At 54.1% G+C, this 14,750-nt stretch carries 16 protein-coding genes; 12 read left to right on the top strand and 4 right to left on the bottom strand.

Annotation, left to right across the window (positions count from 1 at the left end):
- Nucleotides 1–16 precede the first annotated feature (16 nt).
- Entirely contained in the window at nucleotides 17–1,381 is a 1,365-nt protein-coding gene (gene proY, locus AC07U6_RS16955; protein WP_494761735.1) for a proline-specific permease ProY, read from the top strand.
- A gap of 52 nt (nucleotides 1,382–1,433) precedes the next feature.
- On the opposite strand, the gene AC07U6_RS16950 is transcribed toward proY, so the two are convergent.
- From AC07U6_RS16950 to AC07U6_RS16940, 3 genes are all read right to left on the bottom strand, one after another.
- Complete coding sequence (locus AC07U6_RS16950) at nucleotides 1,434–2,423, bottom strand: LacI family DNA-binding transcriptional regulator (protein WP_494761736.1); 990 nt, start codon at nucleotides 2,421–2,423, stop codon at nucleotides 1,434–1,436.
- Nucleotides 2,424–2,651: 228 nt separating this feature from the next.
- Nucleotides 2,652–3,254: a peroxiredoxin C gene (locus AC07U6_RS16945; RefSeq protein ID WP_494761737.1), complete on the bottom strand. Its 603-nt coding sequence runs from the start codon at nucleotides 3,252–3,254 to the stop codon at nucleotides 2,652–2,654.
- 198 nt (nucleotides 3,255–3,452) lie between these two features.
- On the bottom strand, nucleotides 3,453–4,034 hold the full coding sequence (locus AC07U6_RS16940; RefSeq protein ID WP_494761738.1) for an ACP phosphodiesterase: 582 nt from the start codon (nucleotides 4,032–4,034) through the stop codon (nucleotides 3,453–3,455).
- Between the two features lie 125 nt (nucleotides 4,035–4,159).
- On the opposite strand from AC07U6_RS16940, the gene queA reads away from it, so the two are divergent.
- The 5 genes from queA to secF all read left to right on the top strand — a co-directional run bounded on the left by queA (nucleotide 4,160) and on the right by secF (nucleotide 9,637).
- Entirely contained in the window at nucleotides 4,160–5,233 is a 1,074-nt protein-coding gene (gene queA / locus AC07U6_RS16935; RefSeq protein WP_494764440.1) for a tRNA preQ1(34) S-adenosylmethionine ribosyltransferase-isomerase QueA, read from the top strand.
- 73 nt (nucleotides 5,234–5,306) lie between these two features.
- On the top strand, nucleotides 5,307–6,437 hold the full coding sequence (tgt, locus tag AC07U6_RS16930; protein ID WP_494761739.1) for a tRNA guanosine(34) transglycosylase Tgt: 1,131 nt from the start codon (nucleotides 5,307–5,309) through the stop codon (nucleotides 6,435–6,437).
- Nucleotides 6,438–6,454: 17 nt separating this feature from the next.
- Nucleotides 6,455–6,784, top strand: a complete 330-nt coding sequence (gene yajC / locus AC07U6_RS16925; RefSeq protein ID WP_494761740.1) for a preprotein translocase subunit YajC — start codon at nucleotides 6,455–6,457, stop codon at nucleotides 6,782–6,784.
- A gap of 26 nt (nucleotides 6,785–6,810) precedes the next feature.
- Nucleotides 6,811–8,658, top strand: coding sequence for a protein translocase subunit SecD (secD, locus tag AC07U6_RS16920; RefSeq protein ID WP_494761741.1), 1,848 nt, complete (start codon nucleotides 6,811–6,813; stop codon nucleotides 8,656–8,658).
- A 10-nt stretch (nucleotides 8,659–8,668) separates the two neighbouring features.
- Nucleotides 8,669–9,637, top strand: coding sequence for a protein translocase subunit SecF (gene secF / locus AC07U6_RS16915; protein WP_494761742.1), 969 nt, complete (start codon nucleotides 8,669–8,671; stop codon nucleotides 9,635–9,637).
- Between the two features lie 47 nt (nucleotides 9,638–9,684).
- Here the strand turns inward: secF and AC07U6_RS16910 are convergent, their stop codons facing one another.
- Nucleotides 9,685–10,254, bottom strand: coding sequence for a SadB/YajI family lipoprotein (locus tag AC07U6_RS16910; protein WP_494761743.1), 570 nt, complete (start codon nucleotides 10,252–10,254; stop codon nucleotides 9,685–9,687).
- Between the two features lie 189 nt (nucleotides 10,255–10,443).
- Here AC07U6_RS16910 and nrdR point away from each other — a divergent pair, with 189 nt between their 5' ends.
- From nrdR to pgpA, 6 genes are all read left to right on the top strand, one after another.
- Nucleotides 10,444–10,893 carry a transcriptional regulator NrdR gene (gene nrdR, locus AC07U6_RS16905; protein ID WP_494761744.1) on the top strand — a complete coding sequence of 150 codons (450 nt, stop codon included), beginning with the start codon at nucleotides 10,444–10,446 and terminating at the stop codon, nucleotides 10,891–10,893.
- 4 nt (nucleotides 10,894–10,897) lie between these two features.
- On the top strand, nucleotides 10,898–12,007 hold the full coding sequence (ribD, locus tag AC07U6_RS16900; RefSeq protein WP_494761745.1) for a bifunctional diaminohydroxyphosphoribosylaminopyrimidine deaminase/5-amino-6-(5-phosphoribosylamino)uracil reductase RibD: 1,110 nt from the start codon (nucleotides 10,898–10,900) through the stop codon (nucleotides 12,005–12,007).
- A gap of 126 nt (nucleotides 12,008–12,133) precedes the next feature.
- Nucleotides 12,134–12,604, top strand: coding sequence for a 6,7-dimethyl-8-ribityllumazine synthase (gene ribH, locus AC07U6_RS16895; RefSeq protein WP_105590777.1), 471 nt, complete (start codon nucleotides 12,134–12,136; stop codon nucleotides 12,602–12,604).
- A gap of 15 nt (nucleotides 12,605–12,619) precedes the next feature.
- Nucleotides 12,620–13,039, top strand: a complete 420-nt coding sequence (nusB, locus tag AC07U6_RS16890) for a transcription antitermination factor NusB (protein ID WP_105590778.1) — start codon at nucleotides 12,620–12,622, stop codon at nucleotides 13,037–13,039.
- Nucleotides 13,040–13,091: 52 nt separating this feature from the next.
- On the top strand, nucleotides 13,092–14,066 hold the full coding sequence (gene thiL, locus AC07U6_RS16885; protein ID WP_494761746.1) for a thiamine-phosphate kinase: 975 nt from the start codon (nucleotides 13,092–13,094) through the stop codon (nucleotides 14,064–14,066).
- Nucleotides 14,047–14,553 (top strand): phosphatidylglycerophosphatase A, encoded by a 507-nt coding sequence (gene pgpA / locus AC07U6_RS16880; protein ID WP_494761747.1) that lies wholly within the window; start codon nucleotides 14,047–14,049, stop codon nucleotides 14,551–14,553. The genes thiL and pgpA overlap by 20 nt, the downstream gene beginning before the upstream one ends.
- Nucleotides 14,554–14,750 lie beyond the last annotated feature (197 nt).

The raw sequence follows: 14,750 nt of genomic DNA, 5'->3' as shown, positions 1-14,750 counted from the left end.
GGCGACAGGTGTAGAGATGACAAGTTCGACACTTAAAAAGGGGCTGAGCACCCGCCATATTCGTTTTATAGCCCTGGGTTCGGGAATCGGAACCGGGCTGTTTTACGGCTCGGCGGATGCTATTAAGATGGCCGGTCCCAGCGTTATTCTGGCCTATCTGATCGGCGGTGCGGTGGCGTATATCATTATGCGTGCGCTGGGCGAAATGTCGGTCAGCAATCCTCAGGCCAGCTCCTTCTCGCGCTATGCGCAGGACTATCTCGGCCCGCTGGCAGGCTATATTACCGGCTGGACCTACTGTTTTGAAATCCTCATCGTAGCGATTGCCGACGTTACCGCGTTCGGTATCTATATGGGCTTCTGGTTCCCGGACGTGCCGCACTGGATCTGGGTGCTGAGCGTGGTGATGATTATTGGCGCTATTAACCTTGCCACGGTGAAAGTGTTTGGTGAGGTGGAGTTCTGGTTGTCGCTGTTCAAAGTTGCCACCATCATCATCATGATTGTCGCCGGTATCGGTATTATTGTCTGGGGTCTGGGCAACGGCGGCCAGCCAACCGGCATCAGTAATCTGTGGGTCCACGGCGGATTTTTCCCCAACGGCTGGATCGGCATGATGCTGTCGCTGCAGGTGGTGATGTTTGCCTATGGTGGGATTGAGATTATTGGTATTACCGCCGGTGAGGCGAAAGATCCACAGACTTCAATTCCACGGGCGATTAATGCGGTACCGCTGCGTATTCTGGTGTTCTATGTAGGGACGCTATTTGTCATTATGTCCATCTACCCGTGGAACCAGGTGGGAACCACCGGCAGTCCGTTTGTGCTGACTTTCCAGCATATGGGGATTGCGGCAGCGGCAGCCATCCTCAACTTTGTGGTGGTTACTGCGTCACTGTCGGCGATTAACAGCGATGTCTTCGGCGTTGGGCGAATGCTGCACGGTATGGCAGAGCAGGGCCACGCACCGAAAGTCTTCTCAAGCGTTTCCCGCCGTGGCGTGCCGTGGGTAACGGTGGTCGCCATGATGCTGGCGATGCTGATAGCGGTCTATCTGAACTATCTGATGCCGGAGAAAGTTTTCCTGGTTATCGCTTCACTGGCGACGTTCGCGACCGTTTGGGTGTGGATTATGATCCTGTTCTCCCAGATTGGCTTTCGCCGCACGCTGAGTGCCGAGCAGAAGAAGGAACTGGCGTTTGCCCTGCCGGGTGGGCCATTCACCGCAACGGTGGGTATTCTGTTCCTGGTCTTTATTATCGGCCTTATCGGCTACTTCCCGGATACTCGGGTATCGCTGTACGTTGGTATTGCGTGGATTCTGCTGCTGCTGGTGAGCTGGCAGTGGGTAAAGCGATGCAAGTGTAGCTCACGTTGTTAAACTGAGCCTCAAAAAGCCGCTATCCGCCAGGATTGCGGCTTTTTTGTCAACGTCAGGCTGAGCAGCGGCGAACCAGGTTAACCGGGACGGATTGCTCGAGTGAAGGGCGGGAAAAGTTCTCAATTCGCTTGAGCAGGGAGTCTACGGAAAACAGCGCTAACCGATCGGTATCCTGGCGTACGGTCGTCAACCTGTAGGCTGCATAACCCGCCTGCGGGATATCATCAAACCCTACCACTTTGACATCGGCGTTTTGCGCTGACTGGCGAAGGTAGTCCATCGCTCCCATCGCCAGCATATCACTGGCGCAGAAAATCCCCTGAAGATCGGGCTGTGCCGTTAAGACGGTTTCCGCTGCATTCCAGCCGCACTGATAGCTGTCCTGGTCGCAGAAATGGGCCACGGGCGGTGTTGCTGGTAGAGAGGCACGAAAGGCTCGCCAACGCTCAGCGGTATTAAAGCTGTGCCGGTTCTCTCCAATAAAAGCCAGCTGTCGCAGATTTTGTTCGAGAAACAACTCTGCAACCTGGGTTGCACCCTGAGAATTATCACTGCAAATTCGATCGATGCCCGGCAGGCAGGCATAGCGGTTAATCAGCACGACCGGGATTTTCTTCGCCAGGTATTCGCGTGCCAGAGTAAGGGGAGGTGCACCCGAGGTCATGATCACCCCGGTGATATGGTAGCTAAGTAACTTGTGCAGTGCGGGTTCGAGCTGATGTGGTCCGTTTATATTTAACAGCAGCGGCATAAAGCCGTGCAGCGTCAGATGATGAATTAACGAAACTAACAGCCTGCTGGTGAAGGGATTGTCGAAACTGTTGGAAATCAGGCCAACGAAGTTGCTGCTGCCGGTAATCATTGTTCTGGCAATAATATTGACCTGGTAACCCAATTCATTAGCAGAGGCCAGAACCCGCAGGCGGGTTTGCTCCGAGACGGAGGCTCCCGGTGTAAACGTGCGTGATACCGCTGAACGTGAAACCCCTGCATGACGGGCAACATCGGCTGCCGTAATCCAGTTTTTATTGTCTGACGCCATTGCAGCTCCCTGTGTATTGTCGCAAGCGTGAAGTTCATCGCCCTGCCGCCGTAATCCAGTACTGGCGGTTGATGGTAGCTGGGCTGGTCAAGACATAATGGATAAAAACCGTATTCATCAGCCTGGCAAAAGGTGCCTTCAACAAATTAGTAACAATAATTGCAGAGAGCAGGAGGGAATTGGGGGCAAAAAAAAACTCGCCGAAGCGAGTTTTTATCGACGTTGAAATTACAGCTTAGCGGCGTTTTCAGACAGGTATTTCGCCACGCCTTCTGGCGATGCGCCCATACCTTCTTTGCCTTTTTCCCACTGAGCCGGGCACACTTCGCCGTGCTCTTCGTGGAACTGCAGCGCGTCAACCATACGCAGCATTTCATCAACGTTACGGCCAAGCGGCAGATCGTTCACAACCTGGTGGCGAACCACACCGGCTTTGTCGATCAGGAAAGAGCCGCGCAGGGCAACGCCCGCGTCCGGATGCTCAATACCGTAGGCTTTCTGGATTTCACGTTTGATATCAGCAACCATCGCGTACTGCACTTCGCCGATGCCGCCTTTCTCAACCGGAGTTTTACGCCAGGCGTTGTGGACGAACTCTGAGTCGAAGGAAACACCCACAACTTCAACGCCACGCTTCTGGAACTCAGCATAGCGCTTGTCGAAAGCGATCAGCTCAGAAGGGCAGACGAAGGTGAAGTCCATTGGCCAAAAGAACACAACGGTGGCTTTACCAGCGGTGTGTTTTTTAAAATTGAAGTTCTCTACGATCTCACCGTTGCCCAGTACGGCTGCGGCGGTAAAATCAGGGGCTGGACGAGTTACAAGGACCATGTTTACTCCTGTAAAAGTAAGTTAGAAGAAGGTGACAAGATGCGGGAAGTATAAGGTGTGCATCCTGCCGCGAGCCAGCGTAATACGCCGATTATTCAGATAGGTTACGCCTATCAAAAGTAAGGATGATACTAAAACAGTATCATACAATAACCTTTTTACTGAAAAGGGCAACCGGTAAGTCAGTCTGGGGCTATTTCACAGAATTTGTCGGGCCGCCCGATCCATCATCTGCGGATACAGCTGCCAAAAAAGGTCTTCAAGCTGTTGATAATTTTCTTCAAAATCGTAATAGCTCTCGCTCAGTGCCGCCAGGCGCGGGCGGCGGCTGGCCATCCCGCACAGCACATTTTGTAAATAGGGTGCAGCGGCATAACGCTCCATCCAGCAATCGCGCCATAAGTAATGATTAAGAGTCTGAAAGCCTTCCGGCGTACCCGGCAATTGTGGCTCAATCACACTTTTAACCTGAGACAAAAAAGCTGGCAGGGAAATTTCCGGCACCAGTTTAGCCCAGTGATGTGACAGGAAATGATCCCAGATAACGTCCAGCGTAATGGGCGCAACGCGCTTCGTTTCCGGGCGAAACAACTGCCGTGCCGCACGGACTTCCGGCAGCGAATCGGTCAGCGCATCGATACGCCGGTGCAGGGCAATGCCCTCGGCAATTTCGGCAGAAAACTGCTGCTGCGGATTGCCACGAATGTAATCGGCCATCATATTGCCCAGCAGCGAGCTGTTGGCAAGCGTGGCGAGATGGAGGTGAGCGAGATAGTTCATGCGCCTACTATATCTTATTTTTATCCACGGCTTTGCAACGACGACATGAAAGATCAAGGGCAGGTTTAGAAGTTACCGTTTTTCAGCTAGAATATGCGCCCTGATTTCCCTGAATGTGAATGACCATGCGCGTTGCCGATTTTTCTTTTGAGTTACCAGAATCTTTGATTGCCCACTATCCGCAGGCCCAGCGCAGCGGGTGCCGCCTGCTGTCGTTAAACGGTGAGGATGGCGCGCTGACGCACGGGGTGTTCACCGACTTACTGGACAAACTTAATCCCGGTGACCTGCTAGTGTTTAATAATACGCGGGTGATCCCGGCACGTATTTTTGGTCGTAAGGCCAGCGGCGGGAAAATTGAAGTGCTGATTGAGCGCATGCTGGATGATAAGCGCGTGCTGGCCCATGTGCGCTCCTCCAAGTCTCCGAAGCCGGGCAGCGCACTACTGCTGGGCGAAGATGAAAGCGTGCAGGCAACCATGACCGCGCGTCATGACACGCTGTTTGAAATTGAATTTAACGATCCGCGCGCGGTGCTGGATATTCTGAACGACATCGGCCACATGCCGCTGCCGCCGTATATCGATCGTCCGGATGAAGAAGTAGACCGTGAGCTTTATCAGACGGTTTACAGTCAAAAACCTGGCGCCGTTGCGGCTCCTACCGCCGGTCTGCATTTCGACGAGCCTCTGCTGGCCGCGCTGCGCGAGAAGGGCATTGAAACCGCATTTGTTACCCTGCACGTTGGTGCAGGGACATTCCAGCCGGTGCGAGTAGACAGCATTGAAGACCACATTATGCACGCCGAATATGCGGAAGTGCCGCAGGATGTGGTGGATGCGGTACTGGCCTGTAAGGCGCGTGGCAACCGGGTTATCGCCGTGGGCACCACCTCGGTACGCTCGCTGGAGAGTGCGGCGCAGGCCGCTGATGATGCGCTGATTGCACCGTTCTTTGGTGATACCAAAATTTTTATCTATCCTGGCTACACCTATCAGGTGATCGACGCGCTGGTGACTAATTTCCACCTGCCGGGGTCTACGCTGATTATGCTGGTTTCTGCTTTTGCCGGTTATAAAAATACGATGCACGCCTATCAGCAGGCGGTGGCACAGGAATACCGTTTCTTTAGCTACGGCGATGCCATGTTCATCACCCGTAATCCACAGGCCTGCCACGAGATCCCGGGGCAGGGCTGATTTTTCCAAAGGACGGCATCGGCTGTCCCTTTGATCACCATTAACATCGAACTGTTTCTTCGGTGGAGGCAATGTGAAGTTTGAATTAGATACGACCGACGGCCGCGCCCGTCGTGGACGCCTGGTTTTTGACCGTGGCGTGGTAGAAACCCCGGCGTTTATGCCCGTGGGCACGTACGGTACGGTAAAAGGCATGACGCCGGAAGAAGTTGAAGCGACGGGTGCACAGATTATTCTGGGCAACACCTTCCATTTATGGCTGCGTCCTGGCCAGGAAATCATGAAGCTACACGGCGATCTGCATGATTTTATGCAGTGGAAAGGCCCCATTCTGACCGACTCCGGCGGCTTCCAGGTCTTCAGCCTGGGGGATATTCGTAAGATCACTGAGAAAGGCGTACATTTCCGCAACCCGATCAACGGTGATGCGATCTTCCTCGATCCTGAAAAATCGATGGAAATTCAGTTCGATCTCGGTTCTGATATCGTGATGATTTTCGATGAATGTACGCCATACCCGGCCGACTGGGATTATGCCAAGCGTTCAATGGAAATGTCCCTGCGTTGGGCACAGCGTAGCCGCGATCGCTTTGATTCGCTTGGTAATAAAAACGCGCTGTTCGGCATCATTCAGGGTAGTGTTTACGAAGATTTACGCGATGTCTCGGTTAAAGGACTGGTGGAGATCGGCTTTGATGGGTACGCTGTGGGCGGTCTGGCGGTCGGCGAGCCAAAAGAGGACATGCACCGTATTCTGGAGCACGTCTGCCCGCAGCTTCCTGAAGATAAACCGCGCTACTTAATGGGCGTTGGTAAGCCACAGGATCTGGTTGAAGGCGTCCGTCGTGGTATTGATATGTTCGACTGCGTGATGCCAACCCGTAATGCGCGTAACGGACATCTGTTCGTCACCGATGGCGTGGTGAAAATCCGTAACGCGAAGTATAAAGATGACACGTCTCCGCTTGATGCCGAGTGTGATTGTTACACCTGTCGCAATTACAGCCGTGCTTATTTATACCATCTCGATCGCTGTAATGAGATTTTAGGAGCGCGTCTGAATACCATTCATAATCTGCGTTACTACCAGCGCCTGATGGCGGGTTTACGCAAGGCTATCGAAGAAGGTAAATTAGAGCACTTCGTGACTGAATTTTACCAACGGACGGGGACGGCGGTTCCGCCATTAACGTCTGATAATTAAACAATGAGGGAATTTTAATGAGCTTGTTCATTTCTGATGCCGTGGCAGCTGCAGCACCATCACAGGGAAGTCCTTACTCTCTGGTGATTATGCTGGTTGTATTTGGTCTGATTTTCTACTTTATGATCCTGCGCCCTCAGCAGAAACGTGCGAAAGAGCACAAAAAACTGATGGACTCAATCTCTAAGGGTGATGAAGTGCTGACCACCGGTGGCCTGGTAGGCCGCGTTACGAAAGTAGTGGAAACTGGTTATGTCACTATCGCGCTGAACGAAACCACTGAAGTTGTGGTCAAACGTGACTTCGTAGCTGCCGTTCTGCCGAAAGGTTCGATGAAGGCGCTGTAATTTTTGATGTCCCTAAGGGAACTGCCGTGTTAAACCGTTATCCTTTATGGAAGTACATCATGCTGATCGTCGTATTACTCGTCGGTCTGCTGTATGCACTGCCTAACCTTTATGGTGAGGATCCGGCTGTTCAGATCACTGGTGCGCGCGGAAGCGCCGCCAGTGAGCAAACGCTGGTTCAGATCCAAAACGCATTAAAAGAAGATAATATCCAGAGCAAATCTATTGCCCTGGAAAACGGCGCTATTATGGCGCGTTTCGCTAATACCGACGTGCAGCTGCGCGCTCGTGAAGCAATTATGAAGATTCTTGGCGAGAATTACGTTGTGGCGCTTAACCTTGCGCCGGCTACACCCACCTGGTTGTCAATGCTGAACGCAGAGCCGATGAAACTCGGTCTTGACCTGCGCGGCGGCGTGCATTTCCTGATGGAAGTCGATATGGATACTGCTCTGGGTAAACTCCAGGAGCAAAATATCGATAGCCTGCGTAGCGATCTGCGCGAAAAAAATATTCCTTACGTTAACGTTCGTAAAACTGACAACTACGGCATGGAGATTCGTTTCCGCGATGCGGATGCGCGTAATCAGGCTGTTAGCTATCTGACGAGCCGTCACCGCGATATGGTCATCAGTAGCAGCGGCAGTAATGCGCTGACTGCGGTAATGAGCGACGAGCGTCTGCGTGAAGCGCGTGAATATGCAGTACAGCAGAACATCAACATTCTGCGAAATCGTGTCAACCAGCTGGGCGTAGCCGAGCCGCTGGTGCAGCGCCAGGGTGCGGACCGCATTGTGGTTGAACTGCCGGGTATTCAGGATACCGCGCGTGCGAAAGAGATCCTCGGAGCGACGGCAACGCTGGAATTCCGCCTGGTTAATACCAGCGTGGATGCAACAGCGGCAGCAAACGGCCGTGTGCCCGGTGACTCTGAAGTGAAAGATACGCGTGATGGCCAGCCGGTTGTGCTGTACAAACGCGTGATCCTCACCGGTGACCATATTACCGACTCCACCTCAAGCATGGATGAGTACAACCAACCACAGGTTAATATTTCCCTGGACAGTGCTGGCGGTAACATCATGTCCAACTTCACCAAAGACAGCGTCGGTAAGGCGATGGCTACCCTGTTTGTTGAATATAAAGACAGCGGGAAGAAAGATGCCAACGGCCGTTCGATTCTGGTGAAGCAGGAAGAGGTGATCAACGTGGCGAATATCCAGTCTCGTCTGGGTAACAGCTTCCGTATTACCGGCATTAACAACCCGAACGAAGCTCGTCAGCTGTCGCTGCTGCTGCGCGCCGGTGCGTTGATTGCGCCAATCCAGATTGTTGAAGAGCGTACTATTGGTCCGACTATGGGTCAGCAGAACATCACTCAGGGTCTGGAAGCCTGCCTGTGGGGCCTGATCGCCTCGATCATCTTTATGGTGGTGTGGTACAAGAAATTCGGTCTGGTGGCGACCAGCGCGCTGTTAGCTAACCTGGTGCTGATTATCGGCATCATGTCCCTGCTGCCGGGTGCTACGCTGACGATGCCGGGTATTGCTGGTATCGTACTGACGCTGGCGGTGGCGGTCGATGCTAACGTGCTGATAAATGAGCGTATCAAAGAAGAGCTGCGTAACGGACGCTCCGTTCAGCAGGCGATTCATGAAGGCTATAAAGGCGCGTTCTCCAGTATCGTTGATGCCAACGTTACCACGCTGATTAAAGTTATCATTCTGTATGCAGTAGGTACCGGCTCGATTAAAGGGTTTGCTATCACCACGGCGATTGGTGTGGCAACTTCCATGTTTACCGCGATTATCGGCACCCGTGCCATCGTTAATCTGATGTACGGCGGCAAACGCATCAACAAGTTGTCTATCTGAGGAGTGCGTTGTGTCACAGGAACATAGTGTTGAACAAATGAATCACGGGCGTAAAGTCGTTGACTTTATGCGCTGGGATACGCTGGCGTTCATCATCTCTGGTCTGCTGCTGATTATCTCGGTAGCAATTATCGGTGTGCGTGGTTTTAACTGGGGGCTTGATTTCACCGGTGGTACGGTGATTGAAATCAACCTGGAAAATCCGACCGATCTGGACGTGATGCGCGAAAGCCTGGTAAAAGCCGGGTTCGCAGAACCGCAGGTACAGAACTTTGGTAGCAGCCGTGATGTGATGGTGCGTATGTCACCAAACGAAGGTAATGTAGGCCAGGAGCTGGGCAGCAAGGTGCTGGCGGTGATTAATGACACCACTAAGCAGCATGCTACCGTTAAGCGCATTGAGTTCGTTGGGCCGACTGTAGGTAGCGATCTGGCGACGGCAGGCGGCATGGCGCTGCTCTCCGCGCTGATTGCTATTCTGATCTATATCGGTTTCCGCTTCGAGTGGCGACTGGCGCTGGGTACCGTTCTGGCGCTGGCGCACGATGTGGTGATCACCATGGGGCTGCTCTCTCTGTTCCATATTGAGATCGACCTGACTATCGTTGCCTCGCTGATGTCGGTTATCGGCTACTCGCTGAACGATAAGATCGTGGTCTCGGATCGTATTCGTGAGAACTTCCGCAAAATCCGTCGCGGATCGTCTTACGATATCACCAACGTCTCCCTGACGCAGACGCTGAGCCGAACCATTATCACCTCGGCAACGACGCTGGCGATGGTTATGATCCTGTTCGTCTTCGGCGGCGAGCTGCTGAAAGGCTTCTCGCTGACCATGCTGATCGGTATCACTATTGGTACTGTCTCGTCGATTTATGTCTCTTCAGCGCTGGCGCTGAAACTGGGCATGAAGCGCGAACACATGATCCAGCAAAAAGTGGAAAAAGAGGGCGCAGATCAGCCTTCGATTCTGCCTTAATGACTGAACTGTCATAAAGCTAAGGGCCACAGTATGTGGCCCTTTTTTTATGGCTTACTCTCCGTCGTTGTTGACGGCGTCACCACCACATCGTGTATGCGCACATAGCCCAGCCGATCCGGTGACAGATTGCTCAGCCGCAGCGGCACGCTGGTCTGGCTGCGCGGCAACAATGTGCTGGCAACCTCAATTTTTTGCGACATACTGCTGATACTTAACGGCTGACCGGTGGTGCTATCCAGCTCGCCCCATTCCACTTCCGCACTGAACGAAGGCAGCGGAGCATCGCCCGTGGCATGGATATCCAGCGTGGCACGCGTGCCGTTGGCTTCGGGCTGTACATGGCTTAAAGAAAGCTTCAGATCTCCCGCCTGGCTTTTCAGGATCACCCCGGTATTTGCCTGCGGCAGCAGCCAGGCTCCCTGAGCGGCGCCGCTGTTAAGATGCCCCTGCTGCTCAAGCGCGCCTGCCTGCCGCGTTAGCTGGCGCATTTCCTTGCTCAGCTTGCCGACTTCATTATGCAGCTGGCTGATTTTTGGCTGCGATGGTGCGCTGGTACAGCCGGCCAGCGCCAGCAGCGACGCTACCAGTGACAGTTTCAGATAAGCCGTTGTCATTGTTCATTTCCTTCTGATTTAACGTTTGCTTTTATCTTAGAGCAAAGCGGTCTGAATAGCCTGCCGCGAAAAGCTGTCTTTTGCGGCCCGCGCCGCATAAAGTCATGCAGTTTTGCGCCGCGTGGCTTTGGCAGGCGGCTTCGTTCGCGTTACACTAACCTTCAATTTCAAGGATTATCAGGACGCATCATGCATTGCCCATTCTGTTCCGCCGTGGATACCAAAGTGATCGACTCCCGCCTGGTGGGGGAAGGGGCTTCGGTACGTCGCCGCCGCCAGTGCCTGGTGTGCCATGAACGCTTTACCACCTTTGAAGTCGCCGAGCTGGTGATGCCACGCGTGGTGAAAAGCAATGATGTGCGCGAGCCGTTTAATGAAGACAAACTGCGCAGCGGCCTGATGAAAGCGCTGGAGAAACGCCCGGTCAACTCCGATGCGGTTGAGACTGCGCTCAGCCATATTAAAAGCCAGCTGCGCGCGACCGGCGAGCGCGAAGTGGCCAGTAAGATGATTGGTAATCTGGTGATGGACGAGCTGAAAAAGCTGGATAAAGTCGCTTATATCCGCTTTGCCTCCGTTTATCGCAGCTTTGAAGATATTCGGGAATTTGGCGAAGAGATCGCCCGCTTACAGGACTGATGCGATGCGTGATGAATACTATATGGCGCGAGCGCTCGAGCTGGCGCGCCTCGGTTGCTTTACCACAACGCCTAATCCCAACGTTGGCTGCGTTATTGTACGCGACGGCGAAATTGTGGGTGAGGGCTATCATCAGCGTGCCGGTGAGCCACATGCCGAAGTGCATGCGCTACGAATGGCGGGTGATAAAGCCCGTGGTGCTACTGCCTATGTGACCCTTGAACCCTGTAGCCATCACGGGCGCACACCCCCCTGCTGTGACGCGTTGACGGCGGCGGGGGTTAGCCGGGTAGTGGCGGCAATGCAAGATCCCAATCCGGAAGTGGCCGGGCGCGGGCTTTATCGTCTGCAACAGGCCGGTATCGACGTCAGCCACGGCTTGATGATGCAGGAAGCGGAAGCGCTAAACCGCGGCTTCCTTAAGCGGATGCGTACCGGATTCCCGTGGGTGCAGTTAAAGCTGGGCGCTTCGCTGGATGGTCGCACGGCAATGGCCAGCGGTGAAAGCCAGTGGATTACTTCGCCTGAAGCAAGGCGCGATGTGCAGCGACTGCGGGCACAAAGCTCTGCCGTTCTTAGCACCAGTGCAACCGTGCTGGCCGATAATCCGTCGCTGACGGTGCGTTATGACGAGCTGGATGCCAGCACCCGTTCACGCTATGCCGCAGAGGATTTACGCCAGCCGGTGAGAATTATCGTAGACAGCCAGAATCGCGTCACGCCGCAGCATCGACTTATTGCACAATCCGGGGAAACCTGGCTGGCGCGTAACGAAATCGATACGCAATCGTGGCCGGATAATGTGACCCAGTTCAGCGTGCCGCGCCATAACAACCGGATCGATCTGGTATCAATGTTTATGCTGCTGGGGAAAAAACAGATTAACAGCGTTTGGGTGGAAGCCGGGGCGCAGTTTGCCGGCGCGTTGTTGCAGGCGGGCGTTGTTGACGAGCTGATCGTCTATCTGGCACCGAAACTGCTGGGCGATGCGGGCCGCGGGCTGTGCCATCTGCCTGGACTGGCGCGTCTGGCTGATGCGCCGGAATTTGTCTTCAGCGATGTTCGCCAGGTGGGGCCCGATGTCCGTCTGACGGTCACGCCGCGATACCGCTGAATTAACGGCTCGCGCTCAGCGAAGATTTTTGCCTGCATTCCGTTTGCGCAAAAGCGAGCAGACGGATAAAGAGTATGATAGAATCCGCCCCCCTGCGGGGCCAAACAGAACCCTGAAAGGAAGATTATGAACGTTATTGAAGCTGCTGTTGCCACCCCTGATGCGCGTGTTGCCCTGGTTATTGCGCGTTTCAACAACTTTATCAATGACAGCCTGCTGAGCGGCGCGATTGATGCCCTGAAGCGTATTGGCCAGGTGAAAGATGAAAATATCACTGTGGTCTGGGTTCCGGGCGCCTATGAGCTGCCAATGACCGCACGCGCGCTGGCAAAAGCCGGCAAGCACGATGCCGTTGTGGCGCTGGGTACCGTTATCCGTGGCGGCACCGCTCACTTCGAATATGTGGCAGGCGAGGCCAGTTCCGGCCTGGCCAGCGTTGCCATGAACAGCGATATCCCGGTTGCCTTTGGCGTGCTGACGACTGAAAACATCGAGCAGGCCATTGAACGCGCCGGAACCAAAGCGGGTAATAAAGGTGCTGAAGCAGCCCTGACCGCACTGGAAATGATTAACGTATTAAAAGCCATCAAAGCCTGATTTAAGGGGAATTTCGTGAAACCTGCTGCTCGTCGCCGCGCCCGTGAATGTGCTGTTCAGGCACTTTACTCGTGGCAGATCTCCAAAAACGACATCGCTGATGTCGAATACCAGTTTCTGGCGGAACAGGACGTTAAAGACGTCGATATCAATTATTTCCGTGAGCTGGTCGGCGGCGTTGCAACTAACAGTGCATACCTCGACGGCCTGATGAAACCCTATCTGTCACGTCAGCTGGAAGAGCTGGGACAGGTAGAAAAGGCGATCCTGCGTATTTCTCTGTTTGAACTGAGCAAGCGTTCAGATGTTCCCTACAAAGTGGCCATCAACGAAGGGATCGAGCTGGCGAAAGTGTTCGGTGCTGAAGACAGCCATAAGTTTGTCAACGGCGTGCTGGATAAAGCCGCTCCGCAGATCCGTCCAAACCGCAAATAATCTCTCAAGAGGCCGCTAACCCGGCCTCTTCTTTTTACTCCCGGAATGCATTATGGCTTGTGGCGAATTTGAACTGATAGCACGCTACTTTGATCGTGTAACAAGCTCCCGTCGCGATGTCGAAGAAGGTATTGGCGACGACTGCGCCTTGCTGAGCGTACCTGAAAAACAGTCTCTGGCTATCAGTACCGATACGCTGGTGGCGGGTATCCATTTTCTTGCCGATATTCATCCAGCCGACCTCGGCTACAAAGCGCTGGCGGTAAATCTTAGCGACCTTGCTGCGATGGGCGCCGATCCGGCGTGGCTTACTCTGGCTCTGACGCTGCCTGACGTTGATGAAAGCTGGCTGGAAAGTTTCAGCGACAGCCTGTTTGAGCTTCTCGATTATTACGATATGCAGCTGATCGGCGGCGATACCACGCGCGGTCCGCTCAGCATGACGCTGGGGATTCATGGCCTGGTGCCACAGGGGCGAGCGCTCCGTCGCTCCGGTGCGCGCATCGGCGACTGGATTTACGTCACAGGCACGCTCGGTGACAGCGCAGCCGGTCTGGCACTGCTGCTGGGTCAGGCTGAGTTGAGCGATCCCGCGGCACATGAAGCCTTACTTAAACGCCATCTGCGCCCGATCCCGCGTATTTTGCAGGGCCAGGCTTTACGGGATCTGGCAACTTCGGCGATTGATATCTCCGACGGGCTTATTTCCGATCTCGGCCATGTACTAAAAGCCAGCGACTGCGGCGCGAGGATTAATCTTGATGCGCTGCCGTTATCAGAGCCGTTGAAGCAGTATTTCAGCCCTGAGCAGTGCCTGCACTGGGCGCTGAGCGGCGGCGAAGATTATGAACTGTGCTTCACGGTGCCGGAAATCAACCGCGGTGCGCTGGATGTGGCGCTCGGCTACCTTGGCGTACCGTTTACCTGCATTGGTCAGATTGGCCCGCAGTCAGAGGGACTGGTTCTGTCGCAGGATGACAGAGTCGTGGAGTTTAACCATAAAGGATTTGACCATTTTGGCGCGTGAAAAAGATGTGGCGAAAAGTCGCCTGAAGATGAGTAATCCCTGGCATCTGCTGGCAACCGGCTTCGGCAGCGGGCTCAGCCCGTGGATGCCCGGTACTATGGGATCGATTGCAGCGATCCCCTTCTGGTATCTGCTGAATCTTCTGCCGCAGGATCTCTATGTGCTGGTGCTGCTGCTGGGCATTAGTATCGGCGTTTATCTCTGCCATCGCACGGCGAAGGACATGGGCGTACACGACCATGGCAGCATCGTCTGGGATGAGTTTATCGGGATGTGGATCACCTTGATGGCGATCCCAACCAACAGCTGGCAGTGGGTGCTGGCAGGCTTCCTGGTGTTCCGTCTGTTTGATATCTGGAAACCCTGGCCGATCCGCTGGTTTGACCGCAACATTCACGGTGGCATGGGGATCATGGCCGATGATATCGTAGCCGGGATTGTTTCTGCCGCGATTCTCTATCTTGCCGGCCATTACTGGCTGATGTAACTCCCGCAATTGGGGCCATCGCCATTCTGATAGGATAGCTCGGTCTGATACAGGACGAAAAAGTTATCGTCCTGTATCAACAATCCAGCTATTCATTAGCGTATTATCGCTCAACACGCCAACACGCCAACACGCCAACACGCCAACACGCCAACACGCCAACACGCCAACACGCCAACACGCCAACACGCCAACAC

This window comes from Erwinia sp. GW821-FHT03D09 (assembly GCF_059420805.1).
The sequence above is the reverse complement of the archived record's forward strand: the minus strand, read 5'-3'. Positions and strand labels throughout refer to the sequence as shown.